Source organism: Pseudomonas sp. HLG18 (genome assembly GCF_051903985.1).
Classification (GTDB): domain Bacteria; phylum Pseudomonadota; class Gammaproteobacteria; order Pseudomonadales; family Pseudomonadaceae; genus Aquipseudomonas; species Aquipseudomonas fluorescens_BT.
Map to the genome: position 1 here is coordinate 5,328,933 of NZ_CP195831.1, position 14,721 is coordinate 5,343,653.

The 14,721-nt window shown below is 63.5% G+C and carries 13 protein-coding genes; 11 read left to right on the forward strand and 2 right to left on the reverse strand.

Annotated features, from left to right (window positions below; all coding sequences use genetic code 11):
* Positions 1 to 5: 5 nt before the first annotated feature.
* The 9 genes from ACSPX5_RS24540 to ACSPX5_RS24580 all read left to right on the forward strand — a co-directional run bounded on the left by ACSPX5_RS24540 (position 6) and on the right by ACSPX5_RS24580 (position 10,922).
* A complete protein-coding gene (locus tag ACSPX5_RS24540; protein WP_439820416.1) occupies positions 6 to 872 on the forward strand; it encodes an ABC transporter permease in 867 nt (288 codons plus the stop codon).
* Positions 873 to 1,047: 175 nt separating this feature from the next.
* Positions 1,048 to 1,965, forward strand: a complete 918-nt coding sequence (locus ACSPX5_RS24545) for a LysR family transcriptional regulator (RefSeq protein ID WP_127796543.1) — start codon at positions 1,048 to 1,050, stop codon at positions 1,963 to 1,965.
* Between the two features lie 102 nt (positions 1,966 to 2,067).
* Entirely contained in the window at positions 2,068 to 3,603 is a 1,536-nt protein-coding gene (locus tag ACSPX5_RS24550) for an MFS transporter (protein ID WP_439820417.1), read from the forward strand.
* An 18-nt stretch (positions 3,604 to 3,621) separates the two neighbouring features.
* Positions 3,622 to 4,692, forward strand: a complete 1,071-nt coding sequence (locus ACSPX5_RS24555) for an HlyD family secretion protein (protein WP_169428314.1) — start codon at positions 3,622 to 3,624, stop codon at positions 4,690 to 4,692.
* Entirely contained in the window at positions 4,689 to 6,140 is a 1,452-nt protein-coding gene (locus ACSPX5_RS24560; RefSeq protein ID WP_439820418.1) for an efflux transporter outer membrane subunit, read from the forward strand. The genes ACSPX5_RS24555 and ACSPX5_RS24560 overlap by 4 nt, the downstream gene beginning before the upstream one ends.
* A gap of 83 nt (positions 6,141 to 6,223) precedes the next feature.
* On the forward strand, positions 6,224 to 7,003 hold the full coding sequence (locus ACSPX5_RS24565) for an efflux RND transporter periplasmic adaptor subunit (RefSeq protein WP_207867053.1): 780 nt from the start codon (positions 6,224 to 6,226) through the stop codon (positions 7,001 to 7,003).
* Positions 7,000 to 8,319, forward strand: coding sequence for an efflux RND transporter periplasmic adaptor subunit (locus ACSPX5_RS24570; RefSeq protein ID WP_439820419.1), 1,320 nt, complete (start codon positions 7,000 to 7,002; stop codon positions 8,317 to 8,319). Before ACSPX5_RS24565 ends, ACSPX5_RS24570 begins: the two co-directional genes overlap by 4 nt.
* Entirely contained in the window at positions 8,320 to 10,416 is a 2,097-nt protein-coding gene (locus ACSPX5_RS24575; protein WP_439820420.1) for an HlyD family efflux transporter periplasmic adaptor subunit, read from the forward strand. It begins immediately after the preceding gene.
* Positions 10,417 to 10,427: 11 nt separating this feature from the next.
* The gene (locus tag ACSPX5_RS24580; protein ID WP_439820421.1) at positions 10,428 to 10,922 is read left to right on the forward strand and encodes a GNAT family N-acetyltransferase; all 495 of its coding nucleotides are present in this window, start codon (positions 10,428 to 10,430) and stop codon (positions 10,920 to 10,922) included.
* A gap of 10 nt (positions 10,923 to 10,932) precedes the next feature.
* On the opposite strand, the gene ACSPX5_RS24585 is transcribed toward ACSPX5_RS24580, so the two are convergent.
* Both ACSPX5_RS24585 and ACSPX5_RS24590 read right to left on the reverse strand, forming a co-directional pair.
* Positions 10,933 to 11,244, reverse strand: coding sequence for a DUF6916 family protein (locus tag ACSPX5_RS24585; RefSeq protein WP_323162211.1), 312 nt, complete (start codon positions 11,242 to 11,244; stop codon positions 10,933 to 10,935).
* Positions 11,245 to 11,302: 58 nt separating this feature from the next.
* On the reverse strand, positions 11,303 to 11,890 hold the full coding sequence (locus tag ACSPX5_RS24590) for a phage tail protein (protein ID WP_439820422.1): 588 nt from the start codon (positions 11,888 to 11,890) through the stop codon (positions 11,303 to 11,305).
* A gap of 240 nt (positions 11,891 to 12,130) precedes the next feature.
* Between ACSPX5_RS24590 and ACSPX5_RS24595 the strand changes: the two genes are divergently transcribed.
* Both ACSPX5_RS24595 and ACSPX5_RS24600 read left to right on the forward strand, forming a co-directional pair.
* Positions 12,131 to 13,726, forward strand: coding sequence for a glycosyltransferase family 39 protein (locus ACSPX5_RS24595; RefSeq protein ID WP_439820423.1), 1,596 nt, complete (start codon positions 12,131 to 12,133; stop codon positions 13,724 to 13,726).
* Positions 13,727 to 13,865: 139 nt separating this feature from the next.
* Positions 13,866 to 14,711, forward strand: a complete 846-nt coding sequence (locus ACSPX5_RS24600; RefSeq protein WP_085712623.1) for a sulfotransferase family protein — start codon at positions 13,866 to 13,868, stop codon at positions 14,709 to 14,711.
* The last annotated feature ends 10 nt before the right edge of the window (positions 14,712 to 14,721 follow it).

Consider the following 14,721-nt stretch of genomic DNA (forward strand, 5'->3'; position numbering starts at 1 on the left):
GCCCGATGAGCCATTCATCATCCGTACGTCAAGCATTCGAAAACGATCTGCAACCGCTGACCAGCGTTCCGGTGGAGCGCGAACTGCCGCTGGGCCAGCGCCTGTGGCAGCAGGGCTGGTTGCGCAAAAGCGTGATCCTGATTTTGCTCGCCGTGCTCTGGGAGGTGGTCGCCCGGGTGCAGAACAACGACCTGCTGCTGCCGAGCTTTTTGCAGACCAGTCATGCGCTGTATGACGGCCTGCTCAGCGGCGAACTGCTGGGCAAGGTCTGGATCTCGCTGGTGGTGCTGCTTAAGGGTTACCTGATCGGCATCGTCCTGGCCTTCGCCCTGACCACGCTGGCGGTCTCGACTCAGGTTGGTCGGGACTTGCTGAGCACCCTGACCTCGATGTTCAACCCGCTGCCGGCGATTGCGCTGCTGCCGCTCGCCTTGTTGTGGTTCGGCCTGGGTCAGAACAGCCTGATTTTCGTGCTGGTGCATTCGGTGCTGTGGGCGCTGGCACTGAACACTTACGCCGGGTTTCTCGGCGTCTCGGAAACCCTGCGCATGGCCGGGCGCAACTACGGCTTGAAGGGCATGCGCTTCGTGCTGTTCATCCTGATTCCGGCAGCGCTGCCGTCGATTCTGGCCGGGCTGAAAATCGGCTGGGCCTTCGCCTGGCGTACCCTGATCGCCGCCGAACTGGTGTTCGGCGCCACCAGCGGCAAGGGCGGCCTGGGCTGGTACATCTTTCAGAACCGCAACGAGCTGTACACCGACAAGGTGTTTGCCGGTCTGGCAGTGGTGATCCTCATCGGTTTGCTGGTGGAGAACCTGGTGTTCGACACACTGGAGCGGGTGACGGTGAAGCGCTGGGGAATGCAGCGCTGAGATGTGTGCGGAAGCGGCTGGACCTTTCGCGAGCAAGCCCGCTCCCACATTTGAAATGCATTTCCCCTGTGGGAGCGGGCTTGCTCGCGAAGACGTCGGTTCATGCGCCACCGACTTCAAGTATGTTTGCTAGCATTGCACCCAGATCAATCCTGATCAGTCACGAGTGCTCAGCATGCAACTCCCGGACATGAACCTGTTGGTCGCCCTCGACGCCTTGCTCGACGAGGGCAGCGTGGTCGGCGCCGCGCGGCGGATGAACCTCAGTTCGGCGGCCATGAGCCGCACGCTGACGCGGATCCGCGAAGCCATTGGCGATCCGATCCTGGTGCGTGCCGGTCGCGGTTTGGTGCCGACGCCCAAGGCGCTGGAGCTGCGCGAGCAGGTTCGGGATGTGGTCGAGCAGGCGGCGCTGCTGTTTCGCTCGGCCGATGCCGTGGAGTTGGGCACGTTGCGCCGGCGCTTCAGCATTCGCGCCAACGATTTTTTTGTCGGCGTGTACGGTGGCAAGCTGTTCGACACCTTGGATCAACTGGCGCCGCACTGTGAGTTGCGTTTCGTTCCCGAGGGGGATGGCGACGATGAAGCGCTGCGCGAAGGGCGCATCGACCTGAGTGTCAGCAATACGCGCCCGGTGACCCCGGAAGTCAAAGTACAGAACCTGTTTTCCACCCATTTCGTCGGTCTGGTGCGCGAGGACCATCCGCTGCTGGATGGCGAGATCACCGCCGAACGTTACGCCGGGTTTTCCCACATCAGCATGTCCCGCCGGGGCATCGCCCGTGGACCCATCGACACCGCTTTGAATGCCCTGGGGCTGGAGCGGCGAGTCGCGGTGATCGCGCCGAGTTTTCATGCGGCGATGTTCGCCCTGCCGGACTCCGACCTTATCCTGCCGGTGCCCAAGGAAGCGCTGCTCAGCGTGCGGCGGCTGGGCTTGAAACTGCGTTCGTTCGACCTGCCGATCCCGTTGCCGACCCTGATGCTGACCCAGGCCTGGCACCCGCGTTTCGACAAGGATCCGGCCCACCGCTGGCTGCGTGAAACCCTCAAGACCTGCTGCGACGAAACCTGGCTGGCGGCGCAGCCCTGACGATTGCGTCTGGTGCAACTATAAGCTGCCGACAAGTCAATTTTCGTCAGCCGTAAGCCTTACTAAGATGCTCCGGTATTTTTCCCTCCGGAGTTTGCTTGCATGACATCCCTGACGGTCACGGCGCCGATCGCCGCTGCCGCTCCGATGGCCGCCGCGCCACCGGTGTTCGGGGCGCGGATCATCATCGGTCTGGTCGGCGTGCTAATGGCGGTGCTGGTGTCGGGTCTCAACGAGATGGTGACCAAGGTCGCCTTGGCCGACATTCGCGGCGCCCTGAGCATCGGCTACGACGAAGGCACCTGGCTGGTCGCGAGTTACACCGCGACCTCGGTGGCGGCCATGGCGTTCGCGCCGTGGTGCTCGGTGACCTTTTCCCTGCGTCGCTTCACCCTCTGCGCTATCGGCGTGTTCACGTTGCTCGGGGTGCTCTGCCCGTTCGCCCCGAACTACGAAAGCCTGCTGCTGATGCGCATCCTGCAAGGCCTGGCCGGCGGCGCGCTGCCGCCGATGCTGATGACGGTGGCCCTGCGGTTTCTGCCGCCCAACTTCAAGCTTTACGGCCTTGCCGGTTACGCCCTGACCGCCACCTTCGGCCCAGGCCTCGGTACACCGCTGGCCGGGTTGTGGACCGAATACGTCGGCTGGCAATGGACGTTCTGGCAAATCATCGTGCCGTGCCTGATTGCCATGGCGATGGTTGCCTGGGGCATTCCACAGGATCCGCTGCGTCTGGAACGCCTCAAGTCATTCAACTGGAAAGGTTTGCTGCTGGGCTTTCCGGCGATCTGCATGTTGGTGATCGGCCTGCTGCAGGGCAATCGCCTGGACTGGTTCGAGTCAAATCTGATCTGCGCTTTGCTCGGCGCCGGTTCGCTGTTGCTGGTGGCGTTTCTGATCAATGAGTGGTCGCAGCCGATTCCGTTTTTCAAGTTGCAGATGCTCGGCATCCGCAACCTGTCGTTTGCACTGATGACGTTGGCTGGGGTGTTGGTGGTTTTGCTGGCGGTGGTGCTGATTCCATCGAGTTATCTGGCTCAGGTGCAGGGTTACCGGCCGATACAGACTGCGCCGATCATGCTGATCGCGGCGTTGCCGCAGTTGATCGCGCTGCCGCTGGTGGCAGCGCTGTGCAACCTGCGCTGGGTCGATTGCCGCTGGGTGCTCGGCATCGGTTTGAGCATGTTGACGCTGTCGTGCCTGGGCGGCTCGCAGCTGACCTCGGAATGGATTCGCGACGATTTCTACGTCCTGCAATGGCTGCAGATTTTCGGCCAGCCGATGGCGGTGCTGCCGTTGCTGATGCTGTCGACCGGCAGCATCCAGCCACAGGACGGGCCGTTCGCCTCGGCGTGGTTCAACACCGTGAAAGGCCTGGCGGCGGTGGTCGCCACCGGCGTGATCGAAGCGCTGACCACTTCGCGCCTGCATTTTCACTCGACGATGCTGGTCGATCGCCTCGGCAACTCGCCGCTGGCCGCGAGCAACGACCCCGGCCTCGCCCATCGCCTGCACGAACAGGCGGTGGTGCTGACTTCTTCGGATCTTTACCTGTGCATGGCCGGCGTCGCAGTGGCGCTGATTCTGCTGATTTTCTGGCTGCCGACGCGGATCTTTCCGCCGCGTGCGCCGACCTGATTGAAATAGAAGGTTCTTATGACGACTCAAGCAAAGCAAAAACTCGCGGTGGCTGTGGCCGCTGCGCTGGCGGTCGGCGTGCTGGTGTATCTGGCGATGCCCGGCCTGTTCGGCAAGCGCACTCAGCAGAACACCAACGACGCCTTCGTCTCTGCCGACTTCACCCTGGTGGTGCCGCGTGTGGCCGGGTTCATCAAAGAGGTGCTGGTGGAGGACAACCAGCAGGTCAAGGCCGGGCAGTTGCTGGCGCTGATCGATGACCGCGACCTGCGCGCCGCCGCCGAGGCCGCCGACGCGCAAACCCTGGTAGCCCGCGCTCAATTGCAGAACGCCAAAGCCACGCTGGAGCGCCAGACCTCGGTGATCGCACAGGCGCAGGCGTCGGTGGTTTCGGCCAAGGCTGAAATGGCTTTCGCCCAGCAGGAATTGAACCGCTACAACCATCTCGCGGGCGTTGGCGCCGGCACCGTGCAGAACGCGCAACAGGCGCGCACCCGGATCGATCAGGCCTCTGCGCGGCTGGACACGGCCACCGCGAAACTGGCAGCGGAACGCAAGCAGGTGGAAATCCTCACGGCGCAGCGCGATGCCGCCGAAGGCCGTTTGAAGCACGCTCAGGCCGCGTTGGAAATCGCCAGTTTCGAGCTGTCCTACACACGCATCACCGCGCCCCAGGACGGCATGATCGGCGAGCGCGCCGTGCGGGTCGGCGCCTATGTGACGCCGGGCAGCAAATTGCTGGCGGTGGTGCCGCTGAAGCAGGCCTATGTGGTAGCCAACTTCCAGGAAACCCAGCTCACCGACGTGCAGCCGGGGCAGGACGTTGTGGTGCGGGTCGACAGCCTCGGCGGCGAAGCCCTCACTGGCCGCGTCGAGAGCATCGCCCCGGCCACCGGCGTGACTTTCGCGGCGGTCAAACCGGACAACGCCACCGGCAACTTCACCAAAGTCGTGCAGCGGATTCCGGTGAAAGTTTTGCTGGATCCGGGCCAGCCATCGGCCGAGCGCCTGCGCGTGGGCATGTCGGTGGAGGCGAGCATTGATACCCAAAGCTCGGCGACGTCGGTGCGTGAGGTGACGCAGCGATGAAGCGCTTTCAGTCCATGACAGTGGTCCTGAGTCTGTCGGCGTTGGCGGCGTGCACCGTCGGCCCGGACTTCCAGAAACCCGAAGCCACCCGGATTGCCGAGTGGGCCAAGCCGTCAAAAACCGCCGTCAGCCAGGCCGTCAGCGAACCCTTGAACGAGCGCTGGTGGGAAGTCTTCAACGACGCGCAGCTCTCGGCCCTGACCCAGCGCGCCTTGCGCAGCAACCTTGACCTGCAACTGGCCAGCAGCCGCCTGCAACAAAGTCGCGCCGCTCGTCAGGTAATCACCGCCGACCGTTATCCAACGACCGCCGCCACCGGCAGCTACGCCCGCAAACGCAACAGCGGCGAAGGCTTGAACGACCCGTCCGGACACAACGGTGACTCTGCGTTCAACCTGTGGGATGCCGGTTTCTCGGCCTCTTGGGAGCTGGACTTCTGGGGCCGTGTGCGCCGGGAAGCCGAAGCCGCCGATGCCAATCTCGAAGTCGCGGAAAACGACCGTCGCGGTGTTCTGCTGGCGGTGCTCGCGGACACCGCGCAGAACTACATCCAGCTGCGCGGCGTGCAGAACACCCGCGCCGTCACCGAGCAGAACCTCGACGTGGCGCGGCACAGCCTGAAGCTCTCGCAACTGCGCCTCAACGACGGCGTGGCCACCGACCTCGACGTCGCCGAAGCGGCCGCGCAAGTGGCGGCCATCGAATCGCGGCTGCCGGCGCTGGAGCAACGTCAGGCGCAACTGATCAATGCCATCAGCCTGTTGATGGGCGAGCCTCCGCAGGCTCTGACCAAAGCGTTATCCACAGATGCGCCGGTGCCGCAGTCGCCGCTGATCGTCGCCATCGGTCTGCCGTCGCAACTGGCCGAACGCCGCCCGGACATCCGCCAGGCCGAAGCCCGTCTGCATGCCGCCACCGCCAACATTGGCGTGGCCAAGGGCGATTTCTATCCGCGCATCACCCTGTCCGGCAATCTCGGTTCGCAAGCCATGCAGCTCAGTGATTTCGGTTCCTGGGGCTCACGGGCCTTCGGCATCGGCCCGCAATTCAGCCTGCCGCTGTTCGACGGTGGCCGCTTGCGCGGCATGCTGCAACTGCGCGAAGCCCAGCAGCAGGAAGCGGCGATCGGTTATCAACAGACCGTCCTGCGTGCCTGGCACGAAATCGACGACCAGCTGACCGCCTACAACGCCAGCCAACGCCGCCGCGACAGCCTCGCCGAAGCCGTGCGCCAGAACCAGATCGCCCTGCGCACCGCGCAACAGCAATACGTCGAAGGCGTGGTCGACTTCGTCAACGTCCTCACCGTGCAAGGCGCACTGCTCGCCACCCAGGAGCAATGGGTGGAAAGCTCCACCGGCGTTTCACTGGCGATGGTCGGGTTGTACCGGGCGTTGGGCGGGGGATGGGAGTCGGTGTATCCGGTGGGGGAGATGGCGCAGCGTTGATTCTCCCACCCGAATGATGGCCTTTCGCTTGACGCTAATCGCCGCTGTCGTAGACTCCGAGCATCCGTCAGGGAGTAACGGTTATGCGGCGTTTTCGTGGTTGGGTTGTCGGATTGACCTTTGTAACGTGTGCAGTTCAGGCTCAAACGCCCGCGCCAGACGATCCGCTGCTGGATAACGGCGGGGCGGCGAATGCGTCGGCCAGCAGTGAAGCGCGCGGTGTGTTGCGGGCGCGGGATCAGGCGACGCTGGCCAGCGAGTTGTCGGGACGGATTGTCGAGTTGCCGTTCAGCGAGGGCGAGTCGTTCAAGAAGGGCGATACCCTGGCGCGTTTCGACTGTTCGGCCTATCAGGCCCAGTTGAATGCCGCGCAAGCCGCCAGCCGTGGCGCCGGTGAAGAGCTGGCGCACAACCGGCAACTGGCGGCGCTCAATTCCGTCGGGCGTTTCGAAGTGGCCCGGGCCGAGGCCAAGGTCAGCGAGACTCAGGCGCAATCTCAGGTTTATCAAGTACAGGTCAAACGCTGCAGCGTGGTCGCGCCGTTCGACGGGCAAGTGGTCGAGCGCAAGGTGCAACGCTACGAAAGCGTGCCGGCCGGGGCGCCACTGCTCGATGTGGTGGACAACCGTACCCTGGAAATCCATTTGCTGGTGCCCTCGCGCTGGATGGCGAAGCTCAAGCCCGGTCAGACCTTCAGTTTCGTTCCCGATGAAACCGGCCAGCCGATCGGTGCGACGGTAAAACGTCTTGGCGCGCGGATCGATGAAGGCAGCCAGACCCTGCTGCTGGTCGCCACACTTCCTGAAGCCAAAGGCCTGCTCGCCGGCATGAGCGGCACTGCGCGTTTCCCGGAGCTTAAGTGAATGCCCCGGTGAGCGGCGGCGCCGAACAGGTGTTCGCGCGGTTTCTCGATCTCGAACGGCAGACCCGCGCCGCCCGCGATGCGTCGCAACTGGCCTACAGCCTGGTCAATGACGGGCAGCCGCTGTTCGGTTATCGCCATGCGGCCCTGCTGATCGCCGGCAAGGTGCAGGCGGTGACGGGTGTCAGCGCGGTGGAGCCGAATGCGCCGTTCGTGGCGTTCGTCGAGCAGGCGGTGGCGCAGTTGTTCAAGCAGGATGTGCTGAAACAGGCGCGGGTGATCACGCCCGAGATGGTCAGCGAGTCAATCCAGAGCGACTGGCGCAGCCTGTCGGCGCTGCAGGTGTTCTGGCTGCCGCTGATCGACCGCGAGGGTCAGGTGTTCGGCGGTTTGTGGCTGGCCCGTGATCTGCCGTGGAACCCTTCCGAACAAGTGCTGCTGTCGCAACTGGGCGACACCTACAGTCACGCCTGGCTGGCGTTGCAACCGCGCAAGCCGTGGCGGCTGCGCTGGACGCGTAAACGTCAGGTGGCACTGGTCGCGGTGTTGTTGCTTGGCTTGTTGATCCCGGTGCGCCAGTCGGTGCTGGCCCCGGCCGAAGTGGTGCCCTTGGGTGGGCGAGTGGTGGCGGCGCCGCTGGACGGGGTGATTGCCGAGTTTCTGGTCAAACCCAATCAGAACGTGAAAACCGGTGATCTGCTGCTGCGCTTCGAAAGCACTACGCTCAATGCCCAGGCCGATGTCGCCGAGCGTGCGCTCGGTGTGGCCGAAGCCGAACTCAAAGCCAATTCCCAACGTGCATTCGCCGACGCCGAGTCCAGCTCACGGGTGGATCTGCTGGCCGCCCGGGTCGAGCAGAAACGCGCCGAACGGGACTACGCCCGGGAACTGCTCAACCGCAGCGAAGTGCGCGCCGAGCGCGACGGCATTGCGGTATTCGCCGACGCCGAGCGCTGGACCGGAAAACCGGTGCAGACCGGCGAGCGACTGATGGAAATCGCCGACCCGAGCCAGGCCGAACTGCGCATCGAACTGGCAGTAGGCGATGCGATTTCGCTGGAGCCGGGCGCCGATATTGCGTTGTTCCTCGACAGCGATCCCTTGCAACGCCACGTCGCCCGACTCGAGCGTTCGGCCTATGAAGCCCAGCCCACCGCTGGTGGCCAACTGGCCTATCGGCTGGATGCGAATTTTACCGACGCACCGCCGCGTATCGGCCTGCGCGGCACGGCGAAGATCTTCGGTGATCGCGCGCCGCTGGCGCTGTATCTGCTGCGCCGCCCACTGGCCGGTTTGCGTCAGAGCGTGGGCCTGTAAATGAACCTGCCGAGCCTGCGTGCCGACCTGCAACTGTCGCCCGCGGCGCCGGCGCTGGACGGCTCGCCGCGCTGGACCCTGGCCGACCCGGTGCGCGGGCGCTATTTCAAACTCGGCACGGCGGCAATGCGCCTGTTACGCCACTGGTCGCTCGGTGATCCCGAGCAGGTGCTGCGCGCCGCCAACCGTGAGCCGGGCTTGCCGCTGGACGGCGTCGAGCTGGAGCAACTGCTGACGTTTCTGCGCGGGCATGACCTGATCAGCGCCCTCGACGATCAGCAACGCGCCAGTTACCAGCTCAAGGCCCTCGCGCAACGCCAGAGCCTGTGGAAAATCCTGCTGCATCAATACCTGTTTTTCCGCATTCCACTGTGGCGCCCGGACGCGTTTCTCAATCGGGCGTGGCCGTGGCTGCAGCGATTCGGGCCAAGGATTTTGCGCTACGGCTTTCCGGCGACCCTTGGGCTCGGGGTGTTTCTGGTCTCGCGGGACTGGCAGCGATTTGTCGGCACCTTTCCGCACCTGTTCAGCCTCGGCGGGGCGATTTCGTTTGGTGTTGCGCTGTTCTTCGCCAAGCTCTGCCATGAGTTCGGCCACGCGTTCATGGCCAAGCGCGCCGGGTGTCGGGTGCAGAGCATGGGCGTGGCGTTCATGGTCTTGCTGCCGATGTTCTACACCGATGTCAGCGATGCCTGGCGGGTCAATGACCGACGTGCGCGGCTGCTGATCGGTGCCGGCGGGGTGCTGGCGGAATTGCTGCTGGCCTGCATCGCGTTGCTGGTCTGGTCATTGCTGCCGGACGGCCCGGCGCGCACGGCGGCGTTCATGCTTGCCAGTGCGACCTGGATCACCACGCTGGTGGTCAATCTCAATCCGTTCATGCGTTTCGATGGCTACTTTCTGCTCAGCGATTTGTGGGAGGTCGACAACCTTCAGGGCCGGGCCTTTGCCTTCTGCCGCTGGCGCCTGCGTGAGTTCTTGTTCGGCTATGGCGCACCGGCGCCGGAGCCTTGGTCGCCGGCGATGCAGCGGCGTTTGCTGATCTGGGGGTACGGTTCGTGGTTATGGCGTGCGGCGTTGTTTTTCGGGATCGCGCTGGCGGTCTATCACCTGTTCTTCAAGGTGTTGGGGATCTTCCTGATGCTGGTGGAACTGGTGTGGTTCATCTTTTTGCCGATCATGAGTGAGTGGCGCCAGTGGTGGAGTCGCCGCGAACAGGCTCACGGCCCGCGCGTGCTGCTCAGCAGCCTGGCAGTGCTGGGCTTGTTGCTGGTGCTGATCGTGCCGTGGCGCAGCGCGGTCGAACTGCCGACGATGCTCGAGGGCGGTCGAGCCAGCGCGCTGCATGCGCCGGTGGCGGCGCGGGTCAAAACGGTGAAGGTTGCGGACGGCCAGAAAGTCGCTCAGGGCGACGTGCTGATCGAACTGGAGTCGCCGGATCTCGACTCGCGACAGACCATTGTTCGCCGGGAAATCCAGATTCAGCAGTTGCTGATGCGCCGTCAGGCCGGTCGCAGCGAAACGGCTGCCGACGCTGGCATCGTCGAGCAACGCCTCGCGGAAGCCGTGGCGCAATACCGTGGCTTGAGCGCTCGCCGCGAACGCCTGCTGCTGCGTGCGCCCCATGCCGGCACCGTGCGTGATTTGCTACCGAACCTGACACCGGGCCGCTGGCTGTCGAGCAAGAATGCGCTGGCGCGGGTGGTCGAGGACGGTTCGCGTCTGCGTGGTTATGTGGCCGAGGCCGAGTTGTGGCGGGTCAAACCGGGGGCCACCGGGCGGTTTATCGCCGATGACCCGATGCACCCGGCGATTACCGTGAAGCTCGATGAAATCGATACCAATGGCGTGGCCTATGTCGATCAGGAAGCGCTGACGTCCGACCATCACGGGCCGATTGCCGTACGCCGCGATCAACAGCAACGGGCGGAACCGGTGCAGGCGCAATACGGCGCGCGATTGACTACGCTGGATCAGCCACCTGCGCCGGTACAGCCGTTGCGCGGCGTGGTGGTGTTGCAGGGCAGCGGCGAATCGGTGCTCGGCGTAGCCTGGCGTCGGCTGGCGGCGCTGGGGGTCAGGGAAAGCGGTTTCTAGGGAGCGTGAATATGGCGGACAACGCAGCAGTGTCGGCAGACGGCCTGGTGGTGCGACCCTCGCGGGCCACCGACGGGCCTTTTCTGCAAAGTCTCTATCAATCCGCTCGCCCGGATCTGCAATGGATCGATGGCGAGCAGGACGTGGTGCAGCAAGTGGTCGCGCAGCAATTTCAGGTGCAGGAACAGGGCGTGGGTGAAAACCATCCCAATGCCATGCACTACGTCGTGGAAAAACTCGGCACGGCCATCGGTGCACTGAGCACGGATTTCGGCCCCAACGAAATCCGCGTGTTGTACATCGCCTTCATCCCTCAGGCCCGGGGCAAGGGTTACGGTCGTGCGGTGCTGCAAGGTGTGCAGAAGGCCGCGCAGCAAGTGCGTTGCCCGGTGGCGACGGTGGTCTGGGCCAACAATCCCCATGCGCGCCAGCATTACCTGGCGCTGGGGTTTGCGGTGGAAGAGCGCAATCCGGCGGCGGAGCGGCTGGTGTGGTATCCGCAGTGAGCCTGGAAAATCAATTGAAGGAAATACAGAAGTAGCCCAACTGTGGATCCCGCCCCATCGCCGGCACTCGTGACACGAAAATATCTTCCACCCGGCCGAACTCCGGCAGTTCCAGTGCGCACAGGCCGTCGACAAACTCGGTCGGCTCCAGGCTGTTGAATTCGAGGCAGAAGGGCATGCGTTCGCTGTGGCGCATTTTCGCCGACGGGGCTGCTTCAAGGTGGGCGAGTTGAATTGGCAGCGCTGTGCCATCCGGCAGGTGCAGTGTGCGTTGTTGCCCCAGCAACGGCTGGAGGTGTTCGATCTGAACCGATTGCAGCATGGTTTGACTCCAGAGAAAAAACGAAACGTCCGGGGGCTCGGGGCCCCCGGACGATTGCTCAGTTGCGCGACGGAAAGAGACCGTTCAGGGCAACGCTGAAGTTGAGGACCAGGAAGGGGTTCATGATGCCCAGCGGCTGGCTGCCGCCGGTGGAGGAAATGTCCCCGGTGACGGTGGTGGTCACACCTTTGAGTGGCACTGGCGTGGCGCCCTGGGCGTCGGAATAGATGTTCGCCGAGCCGGGGCCGCCGCCGGAGGCACCGAGGTAGGAATTGGTGGCAGTCGGTACAGTCGCCGGATTGCTGGCGGGGACCGCTAGCGACAAGGCCGTGTTGGCGTTCAGACCCGTCATCGCGTGGGTGTGGTTGGGCATGTTGGCAATGGTGGCGGTGACGCTTTCCGTGCCAGCCACCTGGCCGATGATGCGCGGCGTCAGGCCCAGACCGTTGCCTTGGGCGATTGGCACGCGACCTTGCAGGTTGGGCAACTGAAAGTTGGTCGTGCCGTTGCCGCCGTAGTAGGTGCCCAGCAACGCGAATAACGCGTTGTATTGCGCAATGGAAAGGGTCTGTCCATTACACAGGGCCCAGCCATTGGGGGCGAAGTTGAAGGCGAACGGTTGAATCGTACCCATAAAGACTTCCATGGTTCCTCATCCTTCTGTTATGTGGTTGGCGCGCCGCGCGTTAGCCTGTGTTGTCGGGCAGGTGGAAAGGCTTTGCTGGCGCCTTCCGTTTGCGCAGGCAGGTCACGCCAAGCCGTAGCGTAGACCCGGATCGACGGACTTGCCGGACGTCGTCGCGGCCGCGCGTCGACTTCGCCGCTGGCCTACAGTGAGCGCAATGATTGAGGCTGTTCTGTACTCGAAAAATCTAAGGGAAGCTTGATGGAAGCGCGTCGCGAGACTCCGCTGGGGGATACCCAGGACCCGTTTGCCGCACCAAATGCCGGTGTCCGGCGTCTGCTGCGCTGGGTTCGCCAGCAGTGGCTGATACCGATTTTGCTGTTGGCGGCAGTCGTGCGTTTTTATGACCTGACCGCCGCCGCGATCTGGGGCGACGAAGGCTCCAGCCTGCTGCTGGCGCGCTATACGCTGGGCGGTATCTGGGAACATGCGGCGTTCGATGTGCATCCGCCGTTGTACTTCATGCTGCTGCACGGCTGGGTCAGTCTGTTTGGCGAAGGGATTCTGTCGATCCGCAGCCTCAGTGCCCTGGCCGGCATCGCCACAGTCGGTCTGGGCATGTGTCTGGTCGATCGTCTGGCGACCCGTCGTGCCGCCATCATCGCCGGGGTACTGCTGGCGCTGCTGCCGACGGCGGTGCGCTACAGCCAGGAAGTGCGCATGTACTCGCTGCTCGGCCTGTTGCTGCTCGGCACCACCCTGGCATTGATCTGCTGGGTCAGACGCCCGCAGCGCCGACGGTATCTGGTGATCTACGCGCTGCTGATGAGCGCCGCGTTGTACACCCATTATTTCGCCGTGCTGGCGGCACTGAGCCATTGGCTGTACCTGGGGCTGATTCGCCTGTTGCCGGGTTATCGCCTGCGGCACATTCAGCGCAAGGACTGGTGGCTGGCCAATCTGGCGATCGTCGCGCTCTACCTGCCGTGGCTGCCGAACCTGCTCGATCTGACGCAGCACATGGAAGAACTCAAGGTCGGTGGCGATGTGGGCTGGGAAGATCCGGTGACCCTGTCCTCACTGCCGTCGATGATCTGGCTGTGGCTGATCCAGAACGAAGGCGAGCATCTTCCGGTGTTGCTGTTCGGCGGCATGCCGCTGGCCATGCTGGCGCTGGCGGGCGTGGCCGTGGCCCGTGACCGCAGCGTGAACCATGGCAGCGTGCTGCTGGCGCTCTACACCGGTGTGCCGTTGTTTCTGGTGTTCGCGGTGTCGTTCATCAGCCCGGTGTTCATCGAGCGCTATCTGACGGCCTATGCACTGGGGCTGCCGATGCTGGTGGCGCTGGCCATCGACCGTTTGTACAGCCGCGCTCGAGTGCTGGCGGCGGTGGTACTGGTGTCGTTTGTCGGGATCGAAATGGTCGGGGTGAACACCAACGCCACGGTCGATCCCGATGACCAGCTCAATGTCATGGTCGATCACATCAACCATCACTTCGTCAGTGGTGACCGGATCGTTACCAGCGACATGCTCTGGTACCTGAGTTACGTCTACTACAACCGCACCGATGCTCAGGTAAGGCTGTACACACCGCCCGCCGCCGACGGGCGCTCGACGCGTCCGAACCATTACGGTTTCGGCACACTGGTGCCCGATGAGGTTTATCTGGATCGTCTCGCCGATCTGCCGAAAAACAGCTCCCGGGTCTGGTTGATCGGTGACCTGGACCCGGAAGTGGCGGACCCGTTCCTGCCTCTGCCCAAGAGCTGGCAGTTGCGTGATCAGTCCAGTGCTGGCGGGGCGAAAGCGCGACTTTTCGTTGTGGAAAAGGACGATCGTACCAACGGGGAGTGACTTAAACGCTTCACCTGACTGTTCGCGATAAGAAATGACATTACAAGTCCGTTTTGCTCTATGTTGATATCAAAACACTACTAGTCGAAAGGTTATTGTTGGACTACGCTCGTCGGATAAAAGGACTTACAAAGTAATGGTGAAGGGATTGCAGCAGTTCCACTTTATCTCCGGCTTGCCGCGCTCAGGTTCGACTCTCCTGTCTGCGATTCTTTTGCAGAACCCGCGCTTTCATGCCGGCATGACCAGTCCGGTCGGCGCGCTGTTCTCCGGTGTCCTTGAACAATGCAGCGCCGGCAGCGAATTCGGTGCGGTGATCGACACCGACATGCGCCGTCGCCTGCTGCGCGGGCTGTTCGATTCCTACTACGCCGACAAGGCCGACAAACCGGTGGTGTTCGACACCAACCGGCAGTGGAGTTCGCGCCTGCCGGCGATCAGCGATCTGTTCCCCAAAGCCAAGGTCATCGCCTGCGTGCGCAACGTCGCCTGGGTGATGGACAGCCTGGAGCGGCTCTACCGCGCCAACCCCTATGAAAACACCAAGCTGTTCGGCGATGCCGTCGAGCGCAACACGGTCTACAGCCGCTGCGAAACCCTGGCCCAGCGCAACCGCCTGGTGGGATTCGCCTGGGCGGCGCTCAAGGAAGCCTATTACGGCGAGCACGCCGATTCGCTGCTGATCGTTGATTACGACCTGCTGACCCAGGCCCCCGAGCGGGTGCTGCGGCTGGTCTACGACTTCATTGGCGAACCTTGGTTCGAGCACGATTTCGAGCACTTGGCCTATGACGCGCCGGAGTTCGACCAGGCCCTGGGCGTGGCTGGCCTGCACAAGGTCAAACCCAAGGTCGCCCTGCAGTCGCGGCGCACGATTCTGCCGCCGGACCTGTTCAAGCAATACGCCGATTTGTCCTTCTGGCTCGATGGCTCAGCCAGCGCTGCCAATGTGATTCGTATGAAGTCCGACGCCGCGATCAGTTGATCGCGGCGTT